Origin of the sequence: Tsukamurella pseudospumae (genome assembly GCF_001575205.1) — a bacterium.
GTDB lineage: Bacteria > Actinomycetota > Actinomycetes > Mycobacteriales > Mycobacteriaceae > Tsukamurella > Tsukamurella pseudospumae.
The window spans coordinates 34,338-54,451 of the sequence record NZ_LSRE01000013.1 but is presented as its reverse complement, the minus strand read 5'-3'; the positions used below and the strand labels follow the sequence as shown (position 1 = coordinate 54,451).

The 20,114-nt window shown below is 70.5% G+C and carries 21 protein-coding genes; 12 read left to right on the top strand and 9 right to left on the bottom strand.

From position 1 onward, the window contains the following. Positions 1-29: 29 nt before the first annotated feature. Positions 30-515 (bottom strand): GAF domain-containing protein, encoded by a 486-nt coding sequence (locus AXK61_RS11185; protein WP_068745352.1) that lies wholly within the window; start codon positions 513-515, stop codon positions 30-32. Positions 516-881: 366 nt separating this feature from the next. Between AXK61_RS11185 and AXK61_RS11180 the strand changes: the two genes are divergently transcribed. The 3 genes from AXK61_RS11180 (at position 882) to AXK61_RS11170 (ending at position 4,158) form a co-directional block, all read left to right on the top strand. Beyond that, entirely contained in the window at positions 882-1,853 is a 972-nt protein-coding gene (locus AXK61_RS11180; RefSeq protein ID WP_068573631.1) for an alpha/beta hydrolase, read from the top strand. A gap of 297 nt (positions 1,854-2,150) precedes the next feature. Beyond that, entirely contained in the window at positions 2,151-3,113 is a 963-nt protein-coding gene (locus AXK61_RS11175; RefSeq protein WP_068745348.1) for an alpha/beta hydrolase, read from the top strand. A gap of 112 nt (positions 3,114-3,225) precedes the next feature. Then, the gene (locus tag AXK61_RS11170) at positions 3,226-4,158 is read left to right on the top strand and encodes an HpcH/HpaI aldolase/citrate lyase family protein (protein ID WP_068573633.1); all 933 of its coding nucleotides are present in this window, start codon (positions 3,226-3,228) and stop codon (positions 4,156-4,158) included. Here the strand turns inward: AXK61_RS11170 and AXK61_RS11165 are convergent. The 5 genes from AXK61_RS11165 to AXK61_RS11145 form a co-directional block, all read right to left on the bottom strand. Further along, positions 4,152-4,670 (bottom strand): GNAT family N-acetyltransferase, encoded by a 519-nt coding sequence (locus tag AXK61_RS11165; RefSeq protein ID WP_068573634.1) that lies wholly within the window; start codon positions 4,668-4,670, stop codon positions 4,152-4,154. The two genes, AXK61_RS11170 and AXK61_RS11165, sit on opposite strands and share 7 nt — an antisense overlap. Then, complete coding sequence (locus AXK61_RS11160; protein ID WP_068573635.1) at positions 4,670-4,960, bottom strand: type II toxin-antitoxin system TacA family antitoxin; 291 nt, start codon at positions 4,958-4,960, stop codon at positions 4,670-4,672. The genes AXK61_RS11165 and AXK61_RS11160 overlap by 1 nt, the downstream gene beginning before the upstream one ends. Before the next feature lie 71 nt (positions 4,961-5,031). Beyond that, positions 5,032-5,568: a YceI family protein gene (locus tag AXK61_RS11155; protein WP_068573636.1), complete on the bottom strand. Its 537-nt coding sequence runs from the start codon at positions 5,566-5,568 to the stop codon at positions 5,032-5,034. 110 nt (positions 5,569-5,678) lie between these two features. Continuing rightward, positions 5,679-6,050, bottom strand: coding sequence for a VOC family protein (locus AXK61_RS11150; RefSeq protein ID WP_068745346.1), 372 nt, complete (start codon positions 6,048-6,050; stop codon positions 5,679-5,681). 97 nt (positions 6,051-6,147) lie between these two features. Further along, positions 6,148-7,824 (bottom strand): phosphoenolpyruvate--protein phosphotransferase, encoded by a 1,677-nt coding sequence (locus AXK61_RS11145; protein ID WP_068745344.1) that lies wholly within the window; start codon positions 7,822-7,824, stop codon positions 6,148-6,150. A 102-nt stretch (positions 7,825-7,926) separates the two neighbouring features. Between AXK61_RS11145 and AXK61_RS11140 the strand changes: the two genes are divergently transcribed. The 4 genes from AXK61_RS11140 (at position 7,927) to AXK61_RS11125 (ending at position 12,066) form a co-directional block, all read left to right on the top strand. Continuing rightward, a complete protein-coding gene (locus tag AXK61_RS11140; protein WP_068573639.1) occupies positions 7,927-8,697 on the top strand; it encodes a DeoR/GlpR family DNA-binding transcription regulator in 771 nt (256 codons plus the stop codon). Further along, complete coding sequence (locus AXK61_RS11135) at positions 8,694-9,653, top strand: 1-phosphofructokinase family hexose kinase (protein WP_068573640.1); 960 nt, start codon at positions 8,694-8,696, stop codon at positions 9,651-9,653. The genes AXK61_RS11140 and AXK61_RS11135 overlap by 4 nt, the downstream gene beginning before the upstream one ends. Before the next feature lie 41 nt (positions 9,654-9,694). Next, on the top strand, positions 9,695-11,740 hold the full coding sequence (locus AXK61_RS11130; protein ID WP_068573641.1) for a PTS fructose transporter subunit IIABC: 2,046 nt from the start codon (positions 9,695-9,697) through the stop codon (positions 11,738-11,740). 68 nt (positions 11,741-11,808) lie between these two features. Then, positions 11,809-12,066 carry an HPr family phosphocarrier protein gene (locus tag AXK61_RS11125; protein ID WP_068573642.1) on the top strand — a complete coding sequence of 86 codons (258 nt, stop codon included), beginning with the start codon at positions 11,809-11,811 and terminating at the stop codon, positions 12,064-12,066. A 63-nt stretch (positions 12,067-12,129) separates the two neighbouring features. Here the strand turns inward: AXK61_RS11125 and AXK61_RS11120 are convergent, their stop codons facing one another. Next, complete coding sequence (locus AXK61_RS11120; RefSeq protein WP_068573643.1) at positions 12,130-12,747, bottom strand: hypothetical protein; 618 nt, start codon at positions 12,745-12,747, stop codon at positions 12,130-12,132. Between the two features lie 109 nt (positions 12,748-12,856). Here AXK61_RS11120 and AXK61_RS11115 point away from each other — a divergent pair, with 109 nt between their 5' ends. The 4 genes from AXK61_RS11115 to pntB all read left to right on the top strand — a co-directional run bounded on the left by AXK61_RS11115 (position 12,857) and on the right by pntB (position 17,525). Beyond that, positions 12,857-13,774, top strand: a complete 918-nt coding sequence (locus tag AXK61_RS11115; protein WP_068745342.1) for a D-isomer specific 2-hydroxyacid dehydrogenase family protein — start codon at positions 12,857-12,859, stop codon at positions 13,772-13,774. Then, on the top strand, positions 13,774-14,280 hold the full coding sequence (locus AXK61_RS11110) for a MarR family winged helix-turn-helix transcriptional regulator (RefSeq protein WP_068573645.1): 507 nt from the start codon (positions 13,774-13,776) through the stop codon (positions 14,278-14,280). The genes AXK61_RS11115 and AXK61_RS11110 overlap by 1 nt, the downstream gene beginning before the upstream one ends. 263 nt (positions 14,281-14,543) lie before the next feature. Next, positions 14,544-16,070: a Re/Si-specific NAD(P)(+) transhydrogenase subunit alpha gene (locus AXK61_RS11105; protein WP_068575242.1), complete on the top strand. Its 1,527-nt coding sequence runs from the start codon at positions 14,544-14,546 to the stop codon at positions 16,068-16,070. A gap of 3 nt (positions 16,071-16,073) precedes the next feature. Further along, the gene (pntB, locus tag AXK61_RS11100; RefSeq protein ID WP_068573646.1) at positions 16,074-17,525 is read left to right on the top strand and encodes a Re/Si-specific NAD(P)(+) transhydrogenase subunit beta; all 1,452 of its coding nucleotides are present in this window, start codon (positions 16,074-16,076) and stop codon (positions 17,523-17,525) included. 138 nt (positions 17,526-17,663) lie between these two features. Here pntB and AXK61_RS11095 read toward each other — a convergent pair whose 3' ends face one another. Next, entirely contained in the window at positions 17,664-18,314 is a 651-nt protein-coding gene (locus tag AXK61_RS11095) for an SDR family oxidoreductase (protein ID WP_068573647.1), read from the bottom strand. 111 nt (positions 18,315-18,425) lie between these two features. On the opposite strand from AXK61_RS11095, the gene AXK61_RS11090 reads away from it, so the two are divergent. Beyond that, complete coding sequence (locus AXK61_RS11090; protein WP_068745340.1) at positions 18,426-19,343, top strand: type IV toxin-antitoxin system AbiEi family antitoxin domain-containing protein; 918 nt, start codon at positions 18,426-18,428, stop codon at positions 19,341-19,343. 117 nt (positions 19,344-19,460) lie between these two features. Here AXK61_RS11090 and AXK61_RS11085 read toward each other — a convergent pair whose 3' ends face one another. Then, positions 19,461-20,072 (bottom strand): LysE/ArgO family amino acid transporter, encoded by a 612-nt coding sequence (locus tag AXK61_RS11085; RefSeq protein ID WP_068575243.1) that lies wholly within the window; start codon positions 20,070-20,072, stop codon positions 19,461-19,463. Positions 20,073-20,114 lie beyond the last annotated feature (42 nt).

The window sequence follows — 20,114 nt, the reverse complement described above, 5'->3', positions numbered from 1 at the left end:
ACCGCGGCGGCGCATCACGTCCGCCTGCATCAAGCGAGCGAGGCGACGAACACCGCGGCGACGGCCTCGAGGCCGCGCTGATCCTCGTCGCTGAACCGCGCGGGCCTCTCGCTGTCCAGATCGAAGACCCCGATCAGCTCGCCGTCGCGCTCGAGGGGCACGACGAGCTCGGAACGAGTGGCTCCGTCGCAGGCGATGTGGTCCGCGACCGCGTGCACGTCGGCGACCCGCTGCGTCTCCCGCGTGCGCGCCGCGGCCCCGCACACGCCGCGGTCGAGCGGGATGCGGATGCACGCGGGCAGCCCCTGGAAGGGGCCCACGACGAGCTCGGCACCGTCGAAGAAGTAGAAGCCCACCCAGTTGAGGTCGGGCACCGTCGCCTTCACGAGAGCCGACAGGTTCGCGGCGTTGGCGACCCGGTCGGGCTCACCGTCGATCAGGGCCCGGGCGTGTTCGGCGAGCTGGGCGTAGCGCTCGGCGGGGGACTCGGAGAGTTCGGGAAGGGAGAACGACACGCCCCGACGGTACGGGGTCCGACGGTGCGCCGACACCTTCCGTCGGCCCTGATTCTGGGCGGAAGCTGAGAGTGTGACGGGTTGAATGCGGCGTGGTCCGAGGCGGAAAAGTACCGGTTGTCCAGCGCTGACCACTCGGTATGGACGATCTTTGCGTTCGGGAGTAACGGACTTCGACGCGCCCCCGACTAAGAGTTTGTCAGGAACTGATATCTCGCATACAGTGCCTGATGAGCACTGCTCCGCTTGTCCTGCCGTGCCATGGGGGTCACCTGTGGTACCGGACGGTCCCGGTTCCCCGGGGCCGCGCAGGCGGTAGGACGCGCCCACCGGGCGACCGAACAAGGAAGAGAGTTACGAATGCGTATGCGTAACGGCTTGGCCAAGAAGGCTGTCGCCGCCGCCGTCACCGTGGCTGCCATTCCGGCCCTCACGATCGCCGGCACGGGCGCCGCGAACGCGTGGGGTCCGGGTAGCGCCAAGAACCCGCCGAAGGGCTTCAAGCAGGCCTTCGTCAACGGCGCCGGCATGCCGAACGTGAAGGTCCGCACCTGGGCGTCCACGACGACCAACCCGAAGACCGCCCCCACCGTGGTCTTCCTCGACGGCCTGCGCGCCACCTGGGACGTCTCAGGCTGGGAGCGCGACGCCAACGTGGCCTTCCTGTCGCAGAAGGGCATCAACGTCGTGATGCCGGTCGGCGGCACCTCGAGCTGGTTCACCGACTGGCAGGCGCCGTCGTCGACGAACCGTCAGCCCTACCGCTACACCTGGGCCTCGTTCCTGAAGACCAGCCTGCCGCAGTACATCAAGAGCCTCGGCTTCAGCGACAACGTCTCGCTGGTCGGCCTCTCGATGTCCGGTAGCGCCGCGATCATCAACACCCTCGATTCGAACGGCTACTACAAGCGCGCCGCATCGCTGTCGGGCCTGAACAACATCTCGGCGCCGGGCATCCCGATCGCCGTCGGCATCGCCTCCCTCGATTCGGGCGGCTACAACGCCGGCCTCGACATGTGGGGCGGCCCGTTCGACTCGCGCTGGGCCAAGAACGACCCGACCGTTCAGGTGAACCGCCTGAAGAACGTCCCGCTGTGGATCTCGGCCGGCAACGGCGTCTTCGGCAAGTACACCCCGAACCCGGGCCCCGCCGATGTCATCCAGGGCGTGCCGCTCGAGTGGCTCGCGCTGTCGCAGTCGCGCGCCTTCCAGGGTGCCGCGCAGCGCGCCGGCCTGAACAAGGTGCACTACGACTTCCCGCCGGCCGGCACCCATACGTGGGGCTACTGGCAGGACCAGGTGTGGCAGATGCAGCGCACCGGTTGGTTCTCGAAGTAGACTTCGCGAACGCACGAACAGATCACACGACAGACGGCCTCGTTCGGACGAATGGGGTCGTCTGTCGTATTGTGATGTAGATGACTTTCCTGAGGAATACGGGAGCGTCTGTAACGACTTACCCTGTGATTTCGATGAGATCCAGGGAGAGTGTCGCCCATGTGACGAATGTGAAACATGTGACATGTGTGACGAACGATGTTAGAGTGACGGCTGTGACTAGGCTTGGTCGGAGACGACAGGCTGTCCGGTCCACCAGCAAATGCGCGGCAACGCGTGAAAAAGGAGAGGTCAGCAATGCGAGCAGCCTGGGGTAAGCGAGCGGGTGCAGCGGTTCTCACCGCGGCCATGGTGCCCGCCCTCGCCGGCATGGGTGCCGGCGTCGCCGGTGCCTGGGGTCCGGGTAGCGCCAAGAACCCGCCCAAGGGATTCAAGTCCGAGAAGGTCGACGGTGCCGGCATGCCGGCCGTCACGGTGCGTTCGTGGGCTTCCACCACGACCGACCCGGCCAAGGCCCCGACCGTCGTCCTGCTCGACGGCCTGCGCGCGACGCAGGACGTCTCGGGCTGGGAGCGCGACTCCAACGTCGCCTTCCTGTCGGAGAAGGGCATCAACGTCGTCATGCCCGTCGGCGGCACGGCCAGCTTCTACACGAACTGGGCGAACTCGTCGAAGCAGGGCAACGGCACCTACAAGCCCACCTGGGGCAACTTCCTCGCCACGAGCCTGCCGGCGTACATCAAGTCGCGCGGCTTCTCGAGCAACCTGTCGCTCGTCGGCATCTCGATGGGTGGCGGCGCCGCCCTCATCAACGCTGCCAACAACCCCGGCGTGTACAAGCGCGCCGCGGCTCTGTCGGGCTTCCTGAACACCTCGGCCCCGGGCATGCCCGTCGCCGTGGGTGTCGCGATGCTGGACGCGGGCGGCTACAACGTGCTCGACATGTGGGGCGGCCCGTTCGACGCCAACTGGGCGAAGAACGACCCGACCGTGCAGGCCGCGCGCCTCAAGGGCATCAAGCTGTGGATCACCGCCTCGACCGGTGAGCCCGGCAAGTACACCCCGAACCCGTCGCCCGCCGACATCGTTCAGGGCGTGCCGCTGGAGATCCTGGCCAAGTCGCAGTCGGAGGCCTTCAAGGCCGCCGCCGACAAGGCCGGCGTGCCCGCTCACTACGACTTCTCGTCGGTGGGCACCCACACGTGGGGCTACTGGAGCGACCAGGTGTGGCAGATGCAGCGCACCGGTTGGTTCAACTGACCCCGCGCTGACACAGCGATCGCAAGGAAGGCCCCGGGCACTCGCCCGGGGCCTTCCCGCGTATCGGTACCCTCTTCATCGAACCCACAGCAGAAACCTGAGGCCACCGACGATGACGCCGCGCTCCACCACCACCACCGACGCCGACGAGCCCATCGGCTTCCGGATCGACCCCGTGCTCGCCCGGAGCTGGCTCCTGGTGAACGCGGCGCAGCCCGAGCGGTTCGACGATGCCGCCCGCTCGCGTGCCGACATCGTGGTGTTGGACATCGAGGATGCGGTGGCGCCCAAGGACAAGGCCGTCGCCCGGGCGAACGTGGTCGACTGGCTGGGGCGTGAGAACGACGGTGTGCCCCCGGGCGCCTGGGTGCGCGTGAACGGCTTCGGCACGCAGTGGTGGGCCGACGACTTGGAGGCGCTGCGCGGTGCGAAGCACCTGGGTGGCGTGATGCTCGCGATGGTCGAGTCGATGGACCACGTGACCGAGACCGCGAAGCGGCTGCCGGACACGCTCATCGTCGCGCTGGTCGAGACGGCCCGGGGGCTGGAGCGGATCGGCGAGATCGCGTCCGCCAAGGGGACCTTCCGGCTCGCCTTCGGCATCGGCGACTTCCGCCGGGACACCGGCTTCGGCGGCGACCCGATGACCCTGGCGTACGCCCGGTCTCGGTTCACCATCGCCGCGAAGGCGGCGCACCTGCCCGGCGCCATCGACGGCCCGACGGTGGGTTCGAAGGGGTTGTTGCTCAGCGAGGCCACCGCTGTCTCGGCCGAGTTCGGCATGACCGGCAAGATCTGCCTCACGCCGGATCAGTGCCACCCGGTGAACGAGGGGCTGAGCCCCTCGCCCGAGGACATCCGCTGGTCGCGGGAGTTCTTCGCGGAGTTCGACCGCGATGGCGGCGAGATCCGCAACGGCTCCGATCTGCCGCGCATCGCGCGGGCCACGAAGATCCTCGACCTCGCCCGCGCCTACGGCATCGTGGTCTCGGACGGGATCGAGGGCGAGCACGCCCCGGCACCGTCGGACACCTTCCACTACTGACCCTCCGGCCCCTCCAGCGCGGCGGCCGCCGCCCGGAGGGGCAGGATCAGGTGCAAGGGATCGATCGGCGATTCGAGCAGATCGATGTGGCGGAGATCGAACTCGCGCGCGGCATCGTCCCTGCAATGGATGATCAGCGCGGCCGCCCCGAGGCCGGTGCTCACGGACAGTGCTCGTGCGACGGCGTCCCGGACCATGCCGGCGCCGACACCACGCCCCTGTGCCCGCCTGTCGACGGCCAGGCGTGCCAGGAGTACGACGGGGATGGGGTTCGGCCGTCGACGGGTGAAACCCTCCGGCGCATCGTCGTGCCCGATGGCAGCCGCGCAGATCGCGTAGTACCCGACCACGATGTCATCGACGGCAGCGACGTAGACCACGGAGTTCTTGGCCTGTTGGTTCTGCCAGGCGAACCGCCGGAACCAGTCGTCGAGTTCCTCGGCGCCGCTCGTGAACGACGACCGGTCGTCGGACTTCGTGAGTCGTCGTGGCGCACGAAGTACGCCGGACATCAGTCGGCCAGGTGGAACGGGCGGTCGAAGACCGATTCGCGAGCGAACAGGGCGGCCAGTTTCGCGGTGGGAAGCGGCGCATCGAGCAGACGGGTGAACTCGACGAACTGCGCCTCCGACGCGGCGAACCATCGACGATCGGCCAGCACGCGCTCGGCCTCCGAGACCGCCGTTTCCAGCACGAACTCCGTGAGCGACTCGCCTGACGCCTCTGCGGCACGCCGCAGCAGTTGTTCCTGACGACTCGTGGTGCGCAGATTGATCCGCCGGTCTTTGGCTTCGAGTGCCACTGCCCTCTCCTTCGTCGTCTCGTACGTACAAAGTATGTACGAGATGACGGAGGAGGGCAAGGGCTCCAGGATCAGGCCTGGCGCAGGGCCTCGATGTCGAGTGTCAGGGTGATCTTGTCGCCGATGACCTTGCCGCCGGTCTCCAGCGGCATGTCGATGGTGATGCCGAAGTCCTGGCGGGTGATCACGGTCTTCGCCTCGAACGCGGCCACCTCGCCCTGACCCATGCCGGGGTTGGTGCCGAGGAACTCGAGGTCGAACTGCACGGGCTTGGTGACGCCGCGCAGCGTCAGCTCGCCGGACAGGACGTAGTCCGAGCCCTTCGTCGCGACACCCGTGGACACGAAGGTCGCCTTCGGGTGGTTCTCGGCGTCGAAGAAGTCGGCGGTGCGGATGTGGGCGTCGCGCTGCTCGTTGCGGGTGCTCACCGAGGTCACGTCGACCTCAGCGCTGAGCGACGCGGACCCGTCCTCGGCGACCGTGATCGTGCCGGAGAACTCGTCGAAGCGGCCCTTGACCTTGCTCACCATGAGGTGGCGCACGGAGAACTCGACGGACGAGTGGACGGGATCGACGACGTAGGTGCCGGCGGGGAGGACGTTGCTCATGGGGTGCTCCTTCGATGGTTGAACTCTCAAGACTCATCAACCATAACCGGACCGCAGTCCGATGTATTCCGGATGCGGTGAACACGCCCTGAACGTCCCCTGAAGACCGCCTACTGGGCGGCCCCGTGGACCACGGCCTCCACGTTGTTGCCATCCGGATCGCGAACGAAGGCGCCGTAGTAGCCGGGGTGGTACTCGGGCCAGAGGCGCGGGGCGTGCAGCGACTCCGCGCCCAGCTCCAGCGCCGCCGCGTGAAAGGCGTCGACGGTGGCGGTGTCCGGCGCGCTGAAGGCGATGTGCGCCTCCCGGTTCGACGCCCCCTCGGCGGCGCCCGAGATCCAGAACACCGGCTGCTCGGAGCCGTAGCCCACGGCCACCTCGAAGTCCATGACGCGGCGCGAGCCGAGGACGGCCAGCACCCCGTCGTAGAACCGCTTGGCGGCGTCCAGGTCGGCGCAGTTGATCCCGAAGTGGTCGATCATGACGGCTCCTCGTTTCCGCCGGGCACGGGCCGCGCCCGGAACACTCCCAGGTGTATCAGTGACCACCGACAGGTTTCGCGGATCCGATCCGATCCGCTCAGGCCAGCGCCGCCCGCGCCGCCTCGCGCGCGGCCTGCGGGTCCGTCGCCGCCACCGCCGCCTCGGCCGCCCAGCGACACTGCTGCAGGGTCACGCCCCCGACCCGGGAACCCACGGCCGCCGCGGCGCCGGCTGCGCAGGACAGCGAGGTCACGCCGAGGCCGACCAGGACGCACGCGAGCAGCGGGTCGGCCGCGGCCTCGCCGCACACGCCCACGGGCTTGCCCGCTGCCGTGCCGGCGCGGCCGGTGAGCTCGATCAGCCGCAGCACCGCGGGCTGCCACGGGTCGGTGAGGGAGGCCAGCTCGGTGCTCATCCGGTCCGCCGCCATCGCGTACTGCGTGAGGTCGTTGGTGCCGATCGACACGAAGTCGACCTCGGCCAGCACGGCGTCGGCGCACAGGGCCACCGCAGGTACCTCGACCATCACACCGGCGACCAGCCCGCGGGAACGGCACTGCGCGGCGAAGTCCCGGGCCTCGGCGGGGGTGGCGATCATCGGCGCCATCACCCAGGGCTGTGCCTGGGCGCCCTCGGCGGCGGCCGCGATCGCGTCCAGCTGCCGCTCGAGCAGGCCGGGATCGCCCTCGGCGATGCGGATCCCGCGCACGCCGAGCGCCGGGTTCTCCTCCTCGCCGTGGTCGACGAACTTCAGCGGCTTGTCCGAGCCCGCGTCCAGCGTCCGGATCACGACCTTCTGCCCGGGGAAAGCGTCGATCACCTCGCGGTACAGCGTCGCCTGCTCCTCGACGGAGGGCTCGTCGGCGCGGTCCAGGAAGGCGAGCTCGGTCCGGAACAGGCCCACGCCCTCGACCTGTCGCTCGGCGGCGCCCCGTGCGGTGGCCCCGTCCTGGACGTTCGCGAGGATCGCGACGGCGGCACCGTCGGACGTGTGCCCGGGGCCGCGCCACCGGGCGACCTCCGCCGCCCGCCGGGCCGACTCGGCCACCAGTGCCCTCGCCCCGCCCTCGTCGGGGGCGACGGTGACGGTGCCCGCCCCGCCGTCGAGCAGCACGGGCGTCCCGGCGTCGACGGTGCCGGCCTCCGCCAGGCCGACGATGCACGGGATGCCCAGCTGCCGGGCGATGATCGCGGTGTGACTGGTGGGGCCGCCGAGCCGGGTGCCGATGCCCACGATCAGTGCGGGATCGAGGCCGGCGGTGTCGGCGGGGGCGAGATCGTCGGCCAACAGGATCGACGGTGCGTCCGGCACCGGCACGCCGGGCTCCGGGCCGCCGAGCAACTCGGCGACGACCCGGTCCCGCACGTCGCGCAGGTCGGTGACGCGCTCGGCCATGAGGCCGCCGATCTTGGTGAACATGTCCGCGAACTGCTCGGTCGCGGCGGCGACGGCGTTCGCGGCGGGCGTGCCCGCCTGGATCAGCTTCTCGGTGGTGCCGATCCACGCCTTGTCGGAGGCCAGGCCCGCGTTCGCGCCGAGGACCTCGGCCGCCGCGCCCTGGGCCTGTGCGGCGCGGAGGCGCAGACGATCGGCCACGGCCTGCGCCGCGGTGGAGAACCGCGCGGCTTCGGCGGCGCGGTCGTCCTCGGGCAGATCGACGGGCGGCGGCACCTCCGGCCGGGCGCCGGGCCGCATCACGGGGGCGTAGGCGACTCCGGGCACCACGGGGGTTCCGGTGAGGACGTGCGGTTCGGTCGTCTGCTGCGAACTCATGTGACCTAGATTACGAAATCCTCTTGACTTGTCAACACAAACAGGCGTAAAAACAGAAAAAGCAAAAGGAAAACCACAGAATCCCACTAACTCGGAGGGGCGATGTACGCGGAAGAACGACAGCGCGCGATCAGTGAGCTGGTCGGTGGGCGCGGCCGCGCGTCGGTGATCGAGCTGGCGGAGCGGTTCGACGTCACGCCGGAGACGGTGCGCCGCGACCTGGACGCGCTCGAGCGGCTCGGCGGCGTGCGCCGCGTGCACGGGGGCGCCGTCGCGGCGGGCGTCCTGGCCGGCGCCGAATCGGGCCTGGGGGAGCGCGAGGGCACCAACTCCGAGGCGAAGCGGTCCATCGGCGTCGCCGCTCGACGCTTCCTGCCCCCCGCGGGCGGCTCGGTCCTGTTCGACGCGGGTACCACCACGATCGCCGCGGCCCGGGAGGTGCCGACGAACCTGCACATCACCGCGATCACCAACTCGGTACCCGTCGCCGCCGCGCTGTCCATCCGCGAGACGGTGGAGCTCCGGCTGCTCGGCGGGCGCGTCCGCGGCCTCACCCAGGCCGCCGTCGGCGCCGGCACCGTCGCCGAGATCGCGGGCCTGCGCACGGATGTCGCCATCATCGGCGCCAACGGCCTCAGCGCCGAGCGCGGGCTCTCCACGCCCGACGCCGACGAGGCGGCGGTCAAGACCGCGATGGTCCGTGCCGCCGACATCGTGGTCCTCGTCGTCGACTCGACCAAGTTCGCCCGCGAGAGCCTCGTCGCCTTCGCTCCGCTCGATGCGATCGACGTCCTCGTCACCGATGCGCCGGTGCCGTCGGACCTGGCCGCGGCGCTCGCCGAGCACGGTGTGGACGTGGAGGTCGCCCGATGATCGTCACCGTCACCGCGAACCCCAGCCTCGACCGGCTCGTGGTGCTCGGCGCACCCCTCCGGCGCGGCGCCGTGCAACGCGCGCAGGGCGCCGCCGCCGATCCGGGGGGCAAGGGCGTCAACGTCTCCCGTGTGGTCCACGCCGCCGGTGCGGGCACCGTCGCGGTCCTGCCCGCCGATCAGGGCGACCCCCTGCTCGTCGCCCTCGCCCGCCTCGACGTGCCCGCCATTCCGGTGCCCGTCGGCCACGAGGTCCGCAGCAACATCACCGTCACCGAGCCGGACGGCACCACTACCAAGCTCAACGCCCCCGGGCCGCACCTTGCGTCGGAGACGGTGCAGGCGCTGGAGGACGCCGTCGTCGCGGCGGCCGACGGTGCCTCCTGGCTCGCGCTCTGCGGTTCGCTCCCGCCCGGCCTGCCCGACGACTGGTACGCACGTCTCATGGCGCGCCTCGGCGCGGGGCCCGACGGTCCGCGGATCGCCGTCGACACCTCGGGGGCGGCGCTCGCCGCGTCCGCGGTGCGCGGCGTCGCACTGCTCAAGCCCAACGCCGAGGAGCTCGCCGAGCTCGTGGGGCGCGATCCCGTCGCGGGCGCCGAGTTCGAATCGCGGGCCGCCGCGGGCGATCCCGGTCCCGTCCTGGACGCCGCGCGCGAACTGCACCGCGCCACCGGCGCCGCCGTCCTCGCCACCCTCGGCGGTGCGGGTGCGCTGCTCGTGACGGCCGACGGTGCCTGGGTCGCGACGCCCCCGCGCATCACGGTGCGCAGCACCGTCGGCGCCGGCGACAGCTCCCTGGCCGGATACCTCATCGCGCACGAGCGCGGCGCCCAGCCGCCCGAGTGCCTGTCCCTCGCGGTCGCTTACGGCGCCGCGGCCGCCGCACTGCCGGGCACCCAGGCGCCCCGACCGGAGGAGCTCGCCGTCGCCGACGTGCGGGTCACGGCCCTCTGACTCCCTCCCGACGATCCACCTGCAGAACCGGAGAACACCCCATGACCGCATCGATCATCGCGACCGACCTGGTCGCGCTCGACGTATCGGCCGGCGCCGACAAGACCGAGGTGATCGGCTACCTCGCCGGGCGCATCACCGACGCCGGTCGGTCGACCTCCGTGGACGGCCTCGTCGAGGCAGCCCTCGCTCGAGAGGCGCAGTCCGCCACCGGTCTTCCCGGCGGGATCGCCATCCCGCACTGCCGCTCCGCGGCGGTCACCGCGGCGAGCCTGGGCTTCGCGCGGCTCGATCCGAAGGTCGACTTCGGCGCCCCCGACGGTCCCGCCGACCTGGTCTTCCTCATCGCAGCGCCGGAATCCGGCGGCTCGCAACACATGAAGCTGCTGAGCGCACTGGCCCGCGCGCTCGTGCGCCCCGAGTTCACCGCGTCGCTGCGCGCCGCCGCGACCCCGGACGAGGTGGTCGCCCTCGTCGAGGAGGTCATCGCGCCGAAGCCCGCCGCCGCGACGCCGGCGGCCCCCGCAGCGGCGGCCGCCGCGCCGGAGCCGGCGAAGGCACCGTCGGGCAAGCCCGACCTGGTGGCGATCACGGCCTGCCCCACGGGAATCGCGCACACCTACATGGCGGCCGACGCGCTCAAGCTGGCCGCGGAGCGCGCGGGCGTCGAGCTCACGGTCGAGACCCAGGGCTCGTCCGGCTCCACACCCCTCTCCGCGGAGACCATCGCGAACGCCGGCGCCGTCATCTTCGCCACCGACGTGGGCGTCAAGGGCCGGGACCGGTTCGCGGGCAAGCCCGTGGTCGCGTCCGGCGTCAAGCGCGGCATCAACGAGCCTGACGCGATGATCGCCGAGGCGCTCACCGCCGCAGCGGATCCGAACGCCGCACGGGTCGACGGTGCCGCCGCCGCGAGCACCGAGTCCGCCTCCTCACAGGTCGGGATCGGCGGCCGGCTCAAGCAGGCCCTGCTCACCGGCGTCAGCTACATGATCCCGTTCGTCGCCGCCGGCGGCCTGCTGATCGCGCTCGGTTTCCTGCTGGCGGGCTACGAGATCGGCAGCGACCACGGCGACAGCGGGATGTCGAACGCCCAGTACATCGCCCTGCACAACTCGCTCTGGAATCTGCCGGACGGCGGACTCCTCACGTACATCGGCGCGGTCAGCAATGCGACCGGCGGCGCCGCGATGAACCTCATGGTCGCTGTGCTGGCGGGCTACATCGCCTACGCGATCGCCGACCGTCCCGGCCTCGCACCGGGATTCGTGGCAGGCGTGCTCGCGGTGACCGTCAACGCCGGCTTCATCGGCGGCGTGGTCGGAGGCCTGCTCGCGGGTGTCGTCGCGCTGTGGATCGGCAAGCTGCGACTGCCGCAGTGGGCGCGCGGTCTCATGCCGGTGGTGATCATTCCGCTGTTCGCCACCCTCATCACGGGCGGCCTGATGTACATGATCCTCGCCGGCCCGCTGCGCTGGGTGAACGAGGAGATGACGAGTGCCCTCAACGGCATGAGCGGCAGCTCCAAGATCGCGCTCGGCGTGGTGCTGGGCCTGATGATGTGCTTCGACCTCGGCGGCCCGGTCAACAAGGCGGCCTACGCCTTCGGCGTCGCGGGCATCGGCCTGGCCGATGCCGGTCCGGCCCAGTGGGAGATGATGGCCGCCGTGATGGCGGCGGGCATGGTGCCCCCGCTGGCGCTCGCGCTGGCCTCGACGGTGCTGCGCCCGAAGCTGTTCACCGAGCCCGAGCGGGAGAACGGCAAGGCCGCCTGGTTCCTCGGCGCCTCGTTCATCTCCGAGGGTGCCATCCCGTTCGCGGCGGCGGACCCGCTGCGGGTGATCCCGTCGATGATGCTCGGCGGCGCGGTCACCGGTGGCCTGTCGATGGCGCTCGGCGCGCAGCTGCGCGCGCCGCACGGCGGCGTCTTCGTCCTGTTCGCCATGAACGGCACGTGGTGGAAGTTCCTCATCGCGCTCGCCGTCGGCGTGGTCGTCAGCGCGGTGACGGTCGTCGCCGCCAAGTCCCTCGCCGGTCGCGGTGCCGCTGCCGTCGAATCCGCTGAGCCCGCGGCCGTCGCCGCGTAATACTGGACCCGAGCGCTCTCGTGGCCGACCGGCCGCGCCGAGCAGAACCCCACCCCACGAGGAGAGACATGCCCAGCACCACCGTCACCGTCGGATCGGCCGTCGGCCTGCACGCCCGCCCCGCCGCCGTGATCGCCAATGCCGTCAACGAGTCGGGCCACGAGGTCACCCTCGCGGTCGCCGGCGGCGAGCCGGTGGACGCCGGCTCGGCGCTGATGATCATGACCCTGGGCGCCGAGCAGGGCGTGGAGGTCACCGTCGAATCCGCGGATCAGGGCACGGTCGACGCGATCGCCGCCCTGGTCGCTCAGGACCTCGACGCCTGAGCGGACCCACCTACGCGGGAGGGGCGGCCGGATCGATCCGGCCGCCCCTCCTGTGCGTCGTGCCTAGTTCACCGGTGCGATGCAGTAGCTCACGCGCTGCGGTGCGGCGTAGTTGAGCGCGGCCGAGCCCCGGCACGTCAGCGGGGCGCCGCCCGCGCGCTCCGTCACGCGGATCACGTTCGACGGTGCGCTGCCCAGTGCGGTCGGGCAGGTGACGGGCCGGATGTCGGTGGTCGCGGCGGTATCGGGCTTGACCTGGTAGCAGCTGCCCAGCGTGAGCCGCGGGACCACGCACAGCGTCGCGCCCGCGGATTCGACGCGGGCGTAGCTCGGCACACTGCACGCGGTCTTCGCGGCGAGCTTCTCCGCGACGGCGAAACTGAAGCCGTCACCGTCGCAGCCCGTCCGCACGGCGTTCCCGCCGGACACCGTCACGCAGTCCCCGACCTCGACCGCGCTGACCGGCGCGACCTCGGGGTTCGCGGGCTTGACGCCCAGGAGCAGGACCGCGACGCCCATCACGGCGACGGCGATGATGCCCGAGTAGACGACCGAACTGGCCACCTTCCAGGTCGCGGTGGGCCGCACCTCGTCGAGTCGTCGGCCCATCGTCGTCGCTGCGAGGCGACGACGGAGCGCGGCGAGACGGGGCTGCGCGTGGTCGAGGAAGGGCATGGCCATAGTCTCAATCTTAACTTGAGACTCATGGGTTAACACAAGTCTCAGTTTTAACACGGCGCGTCGGCGCGGTCAGCCACGCGACCACCGCCCGCTCACTAGGCTTTCGTGCATGTCACAGGACGCGCCCGTCATCGCCGTGGGGCCGAAGCCCGATTCCGACTTCGACGCCGCGATCACCGCGGGCGGCGGTGCGCCGGGCCCGCTCTCGCGCGCCTCGGGTCTCGTGTGGACCGATTCCCGGTCGCCGCTCCCGCAGCTGCCCGCCGGGGTGCGCTGGGTGCAGCTCCCGTTCGCCGGCATCGAGGGGTTCCTCGGCAGCGGCGCCCTCGCGCGCCACCCGGAGGTCGTCTTCACCTCCGCGGCCGGTGCGTATTCCGCCACCGTAGCCGAGCAGGCCCTGGCCCTGCTCCTCGCCGGCGTCCGCGGACTCTGGCGTCGGGAGGGCTCATGGGACCCCGCGTCGGCCGCCGCGCGCACGGGCCGTCTCGGCGGTTCGACGGTGGCCGTGGTCGGCGCGGGCGGCATCGGTCGCGACCTCATCCCCGCGCTGCGCGCGCTGGGGGTCAAGGTCGTCGCGGTCAATCGCTCGGGGCGGCCCGTCGACGATGCCGTGGTCGTCCCCGCGGACCGGATCGACGAGGTGTGGCCGAGCGTCGATCACGTCGTGGTGGCGGCACCGTCGACCCCCGAGACCCGTGCCCTGGTGAACGCCGAGGTCCTCGCGCAGCTGCAGCCGCACTCCTGGATCGTCAACGTCGCGCGCGGATCGCTGATCGACACGGACGCACTGGTCGCCGCGCTGCGAGCGGGCACGATCGGCGGCGTCGGCCTCGACGTGACCGATCCCGAGCCGCTCCCGGACGGCCACCCGCTGTGGTCCATCCCGAACGCGATCATCACCCCGCACGTCGCGAACCCGCCGCAGCACCTGCGCCCGGCGCTGCTCGAGCGCGTCGAGGTGAACGTGCGCCGCGTCGCGAACGGCATGGAGCCGCTCGCCGTGATCGATCGGGACCGGGGCTACTGATGACCGGGGCCGCGCGCGGGGCGCCACCGCGTTCCCCCGACGACGTGGATCTCATCGTCCGGGGCATCGTCGGTTTGGCCAAGCGGATCCGTGCCGACGCCAGGTTCGTCGGCGCCGAGGTCTCGTACGTCGACTTCACCCTGCTGTTCGTGTTGAACGAGTCGCCGGGCATCCGCGCCGTCGATCTCGCGGAGGCCGTGTCGATCGACAAGTCCACCGCCAGTCGTCAGCTCGCGGGCCTCGAACGACGGGGCCTCATCCGCCGCGACGCCGATCCGGCGAATCCCAGGTCGCGGCAGCTGCGCCTCACCGAGCGCGCCGAGCGCGTGCTGGCCGACACCGACCGCGAGTGGCGGCGCAGGATCGCCGCCCGGACCGCAGACTGGTCGGTGGACGAATTGCGCACATTCGCGACACTCATCGACCGCTACATGAGCGTCGATCTGCCGGGAGATACCCGCCCCGACCAGGAGATTGTCGACGCTAAGGACCCTACTTTCGAGTAAGTTTGGGTGTGTTATGGTCAGCCCACTGTTCTGAGCATCAGGCGGGCCATGGAGTTCTCCTCCTAGCCTGGCGATCCCAGGCACCGCACGAATCCTCGTCCCCGCTCACACCGCGGCGGGGACTGTCTTCGTGTGGATTCGCCCTGCTGCCGGAGCTCTGGGCCCGTGTCCGCGTGGCCCGGTAGGGACGACAGGAACGAATCAATGAACGTCGGTGAACCGACCATGTCCCCGTTCGGGGGACAGCAGTGGGAGTGCTGCGCATGATCATCGGAGCTTTGAAAGAGGCGCGCCCGGGCGAGACCCGCGTCGCCGCCACCCCCGCCACCGTCGCCCAGCTGATCAAGCTCGGCTACGAGGTCGTCGTGGACTCGGGCGCCGGTGCGGCGTCCTCGTTCTCGGACGAGGCCTATGTCGAGGCGGGTGCGTCGATCGGTGATGCGCGGAACGCGGACATCGTGCTGGGCGTCAACGCACCGTCGGGCGCGCAGCTCGACGGTATGCGCCCCGGCGCGACCCTCGCGGGCCTCCTGGCCCCCGCGCAGAACCCCGACCTGCTCGAGGACCTTCGCCGCCGTGAGCTGACCGCGCTGGCCATGGAGTCCGTGCCGCGCATCTCGCGCGCGCAGTCGATGGACGTCCTGTCGTCGATGGCGAACATCGCCGGCTACCGCGCCGTCGTCGAAGCCGCGCACGTCTTCGGCCGGTTCTTCACCGGGCAGGTCACCGCCGCGGGCAAGGTCCCGCCGGCCAAGGTGCTCGTGGTGGGCGCCGGCGTCGCCGGCCTCGCCGCGATCGGTGCCGCCGGCTCGCTCGGCGCGATCGTCCGCGCCACCGACCCGCGTCCCGAGGTGGCCGATCAGGTCGCCTCGCTGGGCGGCGAGTACCTCTCCGTGGCCAACGAGAAGGCCGAGGTCTCGGCCACCGGGTACGCCAAGGAGATGGACGACGACTACAAGGCACGCGAGGCGCAGCTCTACGCCGAGCAGTGCAAAGACGTCGACATCATCATCACCACGGCACTGATCCCCGGGCGCCCCGCGCCGCGGATCATCACCGAGGAGATGGTCGCCTCGATGAAGCCGGGCAGTGTCATCGTCGATATGGCAGCGCAGAACGGCGGCAACGTCGCGGGCGCGGTCAAGGACGAGGCGATCGTGACGCCGAACGGCGTCACCATCATCGGCTACACGGACCTCGCGGGCCGCCTGCCCGCGCAGGCCTCGCAGCTGTACGGCACGAACCTCGTCAACCTGCTCAAGCTGGTGACGCCCGAGAAGGACGGGCAGCTCGTGCTCGACTTCGAGGATCCCGTCCAGCGGTCGATCACCGTGACCCGCGCGGGTGAGCTGCTGTTCCCGCCGCCGCCGGTGCAGGTCTCGGCCGCGCCGAAGGCGGAGCCCGCCGCCGCGGTGGAGCCGAAGCCGGTCAAGGAGCCGATGTCGGCGTCCAAGAAGGTCTCGCTCACCCTGATCGGCGTCGTGCTCTTCGGCCTGCTGATCAGCTTCGCGCCGAACCCGCTGCCGCAGCACTTCACCGTGCTCATGCTGGCGATCGTCATCGGCTACTACGTCATCGGCAACGTGGCGCACGCGCTGCACACGCCGCTGATGTCGGTGACGAACGCCATCTCCGGCGTGGTCGTGGTCGGTGCGCTACTGCAGATCGCCAGCGACAACACGACGGTGCTCGTGCTGTCGACGATCGCGATCCTGGTCGCCTCGATCAACATCTTCGGTGGATTCGCGGTCACGCGCCGCATGCTCGCCATGTTCAGCAAGGGGGCGTGATCCATGACCATCACCGCAATCGCCACCGCGGCGTACATCGTCGCGTCGCTTCTGTTCATCCTCTCGCTGGCCGGGCTGTCCAAGCACGAGTCCAGCAAGAGCGGCCTGACCTACGGCATCACCGGCATGGGCATCGCGCTCGTCGCGACCATCGCGCTGGTGCTCAAGAAGGTCTTCGATCTCGACAGCCTCGACCTGAAGTGGCTGCCGGTCGTGCTCATGGCCGGTGCCATCGTCGTCGGCGCCCTGATCGGCTTCTGGCGCGCGCGCATCGTCGAGATGACGGGCATGCCCGAGCTGATCGCTCTGCTCCACTCCTTCGTCGGCCTCGCCGCCGTGCTCATCGGTTGGAACGGCGCCCTCGAGGGTTTCGACACCACGGGTGTGAACCCCGGTGACATCCGGTCGCTGACCAACATCCACGAGGCCGAGATCGCCATCGGCATCTTCATCGGTGCGGTCACCCTGACCGGCTCGATCGTCGCCAACCGGAAGCTCTCCGGGAAGATGAAGTCGGCGCCGCTCATGCTGCCCGGCAAGAACTTCATCAACGTCGGCTCGCTGGTGCTGTTCGTCGTTCTGACCGCGGTGTACGTCGCGCGCGACACGCACCACGACACCACGTCGCTGATCCTGCTCGGGGTCATCACCGCGCTGGCGCTGTTCCTCGGCTGGCACCTGGTGGCGTCGATCGGCGGCGGCGACATGCCCGTCGTCATCTCGATGCTCAACAGCTACTCCGGCTGGGCCGCGGCCGCGTCGGGCTTCCTGCTGAGCAACGACCTGCTGATCGTCACCGGCGCGCTCGTCGGCTCCTCGGGTGCGTACCTGAGCTACATCATGTGCAAGGCGATGAACCGGTCGTTCATCTCCGTCATCGCGGGTGGCTTCGGCATCGAGGCCGGCCCGGCCGAGGACAAGGACTACGGCGAGCACCGCGAGGTCAACGCCGAGCAGGTCGCCGAGCTCCTGTCCGGTGCCAAGTCCGTCGTCATCACCCCGGGTTACGGCATGGCCGTGGCGCAGGCGCAGTACGGCGTGGCCGAGCTCACCAGCGAGCTGCGCAAGAAGGGCGTCGACGTCCGGTTCGGCATCCACCCGGTCGCCGGCCGCCTGCCCGGGCACATGAACGTGCTCCTCGCCGAGGCGAAGGTCCCGTACGACATCGTGCTCGAGATGGACGAGATCAACGACGACCTCGCGGGCACCGACGTGGTTCTGGTCATCGGTGCCAACGACACGGTCAACCCGGCCGCGTCCGAGGACCCGAGCAGCCCCATCGCGGGCATGCCCGTGCTCACCGTGTGGGAGGCCGAGAACGTGATCGTGTTCAAGCGGTCCATGGCCGCCGGTTACGCCGGCGTCCAGAACCCGCTGTTCTTCCGCGACAACTCGGCGATGCTCTTCGGTGACGCCAAGGACCGCGTGCAGGACATCCTCTCCGCCATGCGCTGATCTCCACAGCACTCGGGCCCGGCACCGTCTTCTCGACGGTGCCGGGCCCTTCTGCATCCCGCCTCCCGAATTGAACACCGTTATGGAGAATCTGACCTGGGGATTTACCCTCCATAACGGTGTTCAATTGCGTTGTGGTCAGGCCCAGGCGTTCTCGATGGCCGTGTCCCCGTCGGTGAAGGGCAGGTCCTTTCCGACGGTGTCCGGCCGGTCCAGCACGGAGGCGGCGACCAGCGCGACGTTGGCGCGTGACGTGCCGGGGTTGTCCGCGGACCGCGTCGCGTCCGGATCGACGCGGCCGGTGGGCTCGTCGAGCGTGAGCCGGCCGGGCATGAGCACCGTCCAGTCCAGGTCGGACGCACGCAGTGCGACGTCGGCGGCGGCCTTGGCCTCCGCGTACGGGAAGAACGGGTCGGACTCCGGGACGCCGTGATCGGGCGCGGCCCCGAGGTAGGAGACCATGACGTAGCGCTTCACCCCGGCTTGCTCGGCCGCCTGGATCGAGCGGATCGCGGCGTCGCGGTCGACGGCGTAGGTCCGTTCGGGATTCCCACCGCCGGCGCCCGCGGAGAAGACGACCGCGTCCGACCCGGCAAGGGCGGCCGCGATCTCCTCGCGGGAGGCGTTCTCGACATCGAGTACCCGCGGTGTCGCTCCCGTTGCGGCGACCTCCTCCGACTGCCCCGGGTCGCGGATCCAGGAGGTGACCGCATCGCCCCGGGAGCTGAGGATGCGCGCCAGAATCAGCGCGATCTTGCCGTGTCCACCGATGATCGTGACAGCTGCCATGCGTTCCAACGTACGCGCTTCGCCGTGTGGTCGATCCTGCCCGCTGCACGGGAAGAATCGACCACGGTGGTCGGGCCGGAACCGTGGTCCGGTCCCATGCGTCCAATTGATATGGGGGACGGATCGAAGCGAGCGGCCGAGTCGTCGGCGCGACGCGAACAGCGGGAGCTCGCGGAGTACCTCGCCGACCACGACGGTGTGATCACGCGGTCTGCGGCGCTGGGCCTCGGGCTCAGCTCGTCGGCGATCGGCAGGCTTGTCGAGGCGAAGCTGTGGATCGCACTCGGTGGCGGCGCGTACCTGTCCGCCACGCACACATTCACGGACGAGGCCCGATTGCGCGCTGCGGCGGGCGCTACGGGCGGGGCTGTCGACGGTGCGGCCGCGGCGTGGTGGCACGGCATCGCGCAGTCGCCGCCGGACTCGATCTCGCTGACAGTGCCCCGCAGCCATCGGAGGGCGCCGAGAGTCCCGTACGACCTGGAGGTGCACCGCCGCGACCTGCTGCCGGCCGATCTCGACGTGGTTCGCGGGCTGTCGGTGACCGCGGCCCCGCTGACGGCGCTCGAGTCGGCGGCGGTCGGGGGAAGCGCGCTGCTCGATCGCTCGCTCCAGGAGGGGATCGTCACGGTGGACGGACTCGCCGCTGCGACGAAGCGGAACGCCGGGCGGCACGGCATGGCGGAGGCCCGCCGACTGTTGGCCGTGATCGCCGGCGATGCCGAGTCGGAGGCGGAGCGCCTGTTCCAGACGATGTTCGAACTGCATCACCTCACCGGGTGGCGCGCGCAGTTCCCCTTCGGGGTGTACGCGATCGACTTCGCCTTCCCCGCACAAAGACTCGCGATCGAGGTCGACGGCTGGGCCTTCCACCGCACCCCGGATCGTGCGATGAACGACGCACGCAAGCAGAACCGCCTCGTGCTCGCCGGGTGGCGGGTCCTCCGCTTCGGCTGGCATCAGCTCGACGGTGACGGTGAAGCGGTGATGACGGACGTCATCACCGCCGTGAACGCCATCGCCGCGTGAGCCCGTGGCCGCGAGCCGGTGGTCCCGCGCGACATCGCGAGGCAGGGCTCGAAGCCCGATCCGGTGCGGGCGGTGTGGTCGATAGTGCTCGCTCCGCGGGAGGAATCGACCGCAGGGCTAGCCCCCGAGCGGCATCGTCGCGAGGCGCATCGCGAGTACCAGCAGGAGCACGCCGATCCCGAGGTTGATCGCGCGCCACACGCCCGGCCGGCCCAGCACTCCCGCCATCCGTCGGGCACCGAACCCGAGCAGGCAGAACCACAGGACGCTGGCGACGCAGGCGCCGAGTGCGAACCACCAACGGTCACCGGCGTACCGCGTGGACGCCGACCCGAGCAGCAGCACGGTGTCGAGGTAGACGTGCGGATTGAGCCAGGTCAGTGCCAGCACGCCGGCCACGATCGCGGCGACCGACGCCGCTCCGTCGCCGCCCGCGACGAGGCCGGCCGAGGTCCGTGCCGACCACAGCGACCGAAGGCCGTACCCGGCGAGCACCACGACGCCGGCCCACTTCACCGTCTCGAGCAGCACCGGTCGCCCGGACACCGCCGCCCCGAGCCCTGCGACCCCCGCGACGATCAGGACGACGTCCGAGACGATGCACACCGCGACGACCGCCGCCAGTCCGCGGCCCCGCACACCCACATGCAGGACGTAGGCGTTCTGCGCGCCGATGGCGACGATGAGCGACAGGCCGAGGCCCATGCCGGCGAGGAGTGCTGAGGTCATGACCACGACGCTAGGTCCAGACCCGACATAAGTGCCAATACG

Excerpts from the sequence above, each read along its gene's own strand:
- AXK61_RS11180 (WP_068573631.1), top strand. The coding sequence starts at position 882 with ATGCGTAACGGCTTGGCCAAGAAGGCTGTCGCCGCCGCCGTCACCGTG.
- AXK61_RS11175 (WP_068745348.1), top strand. The coding sequence starts at position 2,151 with ATGCGAGCAGCCTGGGGTAAGCGAGCGGGTGCAGCGGTTCTCACCGCG.
- AXK61_RS11170 (WP_068573633.1), top strand. The coding sequence starts at position 3,226 with ATGACGCCGCGCTCCACCACCACCACCGACGCCGACGAGCCCATCGGC.
- AXK61_RS11165 (WP_068573634.1), bottom strand. The coding sequence starts at position 4,670 with ATGTCCGGCGTACTTCGTGCGCCACGACGACTCACGAAGTCCGACGAC.
- AXK61_RS11155 (WP_068573636.1), bottom strand. The coding sequence starts at position 5,568 with ATGAGCAACGTCCTCCCCGCCGGCACCTACGTCGTCGATCCCGTCCAC.
- AXK61_RS11150 (WP_068745346.1), bottom strand. The coding sequence starts at position 6,050 with ATGATCGACCACTTCGGGATCAACTGCGCCGACCTGGACGCCGCCAAG.
- AXK61_RS11145 (WP_068745344.1), bottom strand. The coding sequence starts at position 7,824 with ATGAGTTCGCAGCAGACGACCGAACCGCACGTCCTCACCGGAACCCCC.
- AXK61_RS11140 (WP_068573639.1), top strand. The coding sequence starts at position 7,927 with ATGTACGCGGAAGAACGACAGCGCGCGATCAGTGAGCTGGTCGGTGGG.
- AXK61_RS11135 (WP_068573640.1), top strand. The coding sequence starts at position 8,694 with ATGATCGTCACCGTCACCGCGAACCCCAGCCTCGACCGGCTCGTGGTG.
- AXK61_RS11130 (WP_068573641.1), top strand. The coding sequence starts at position 9,695 with ATGACCGCATCGATCATCGCGACCGACCTGGTCGCGCTCGACGTATCG.
- AXK61_RS11125 (WP_068573642.1), top strand. The coding sequence starts at position 11,809 with ATGCCCAGCACCACCGTCACCGTCGGATCGGCCGTCGGCCTGCACGCC.
- AXK61_RS11120 (WP_068573643.1), bottom strand. The coding sequence starts at position 12,747 with ATGGCCATGCCCTTCCTCGACCACGCGCAGCCCCGTCTCGCCGCGCTC.
- AXK61_RS11115 (WP_068745342.1), top strand. The coding sequence starts at position 12,857 with ATGTCACAGGACGCGCCCGTCATCGCCGTGGGGCCGAAGCCCGATTCC.
- AXK61_RS11110 (WP_068573645.1), top strand. The coding sequence starts at position 13,774 with ATGACCGGGGCCGCGCGCGGGGCGCCACCGCGTTCCCCCGACGACGTG.
- AXK61_RS11105 (WP_068575242.1), top strand. The coding sequence starts at position 14,544 with ATGATCATCGGAGCTTTGAAAGAGGCGCGCCCGGGCGAGACCCGCGTC.
- pntB (WP_068573646.1), top strand. The coding sequence starts at position 16,074 with ATGACCATCACCGCAATCGCCACCGCGGCGTACATCGTCGCGTCGCTT.
- AXK61_RS11095 (WP_068573647.1), bottom strand. The coding sequence starts at position 18,314 with ATGGCAGCTGTCACGATCATCGGTGGACACGGCAAGATCGCGCTGATT.
- AXK61_RS11090 (WP_068745340.1), top strand. The coding sequence starts at position 18,426 with ATGGGGGACGGATCGAAGCGAGCGGCCGAGTCGTCGGCGCGACGCGAA.
- AXK61_RS11085 (WP_068575243.1), bottom strand. The coding sequence starts at position 20,072 with ATGACCTCAGCACTCCTCGCCGGCATGGGCCTCGGCCTGTCGCTCATC.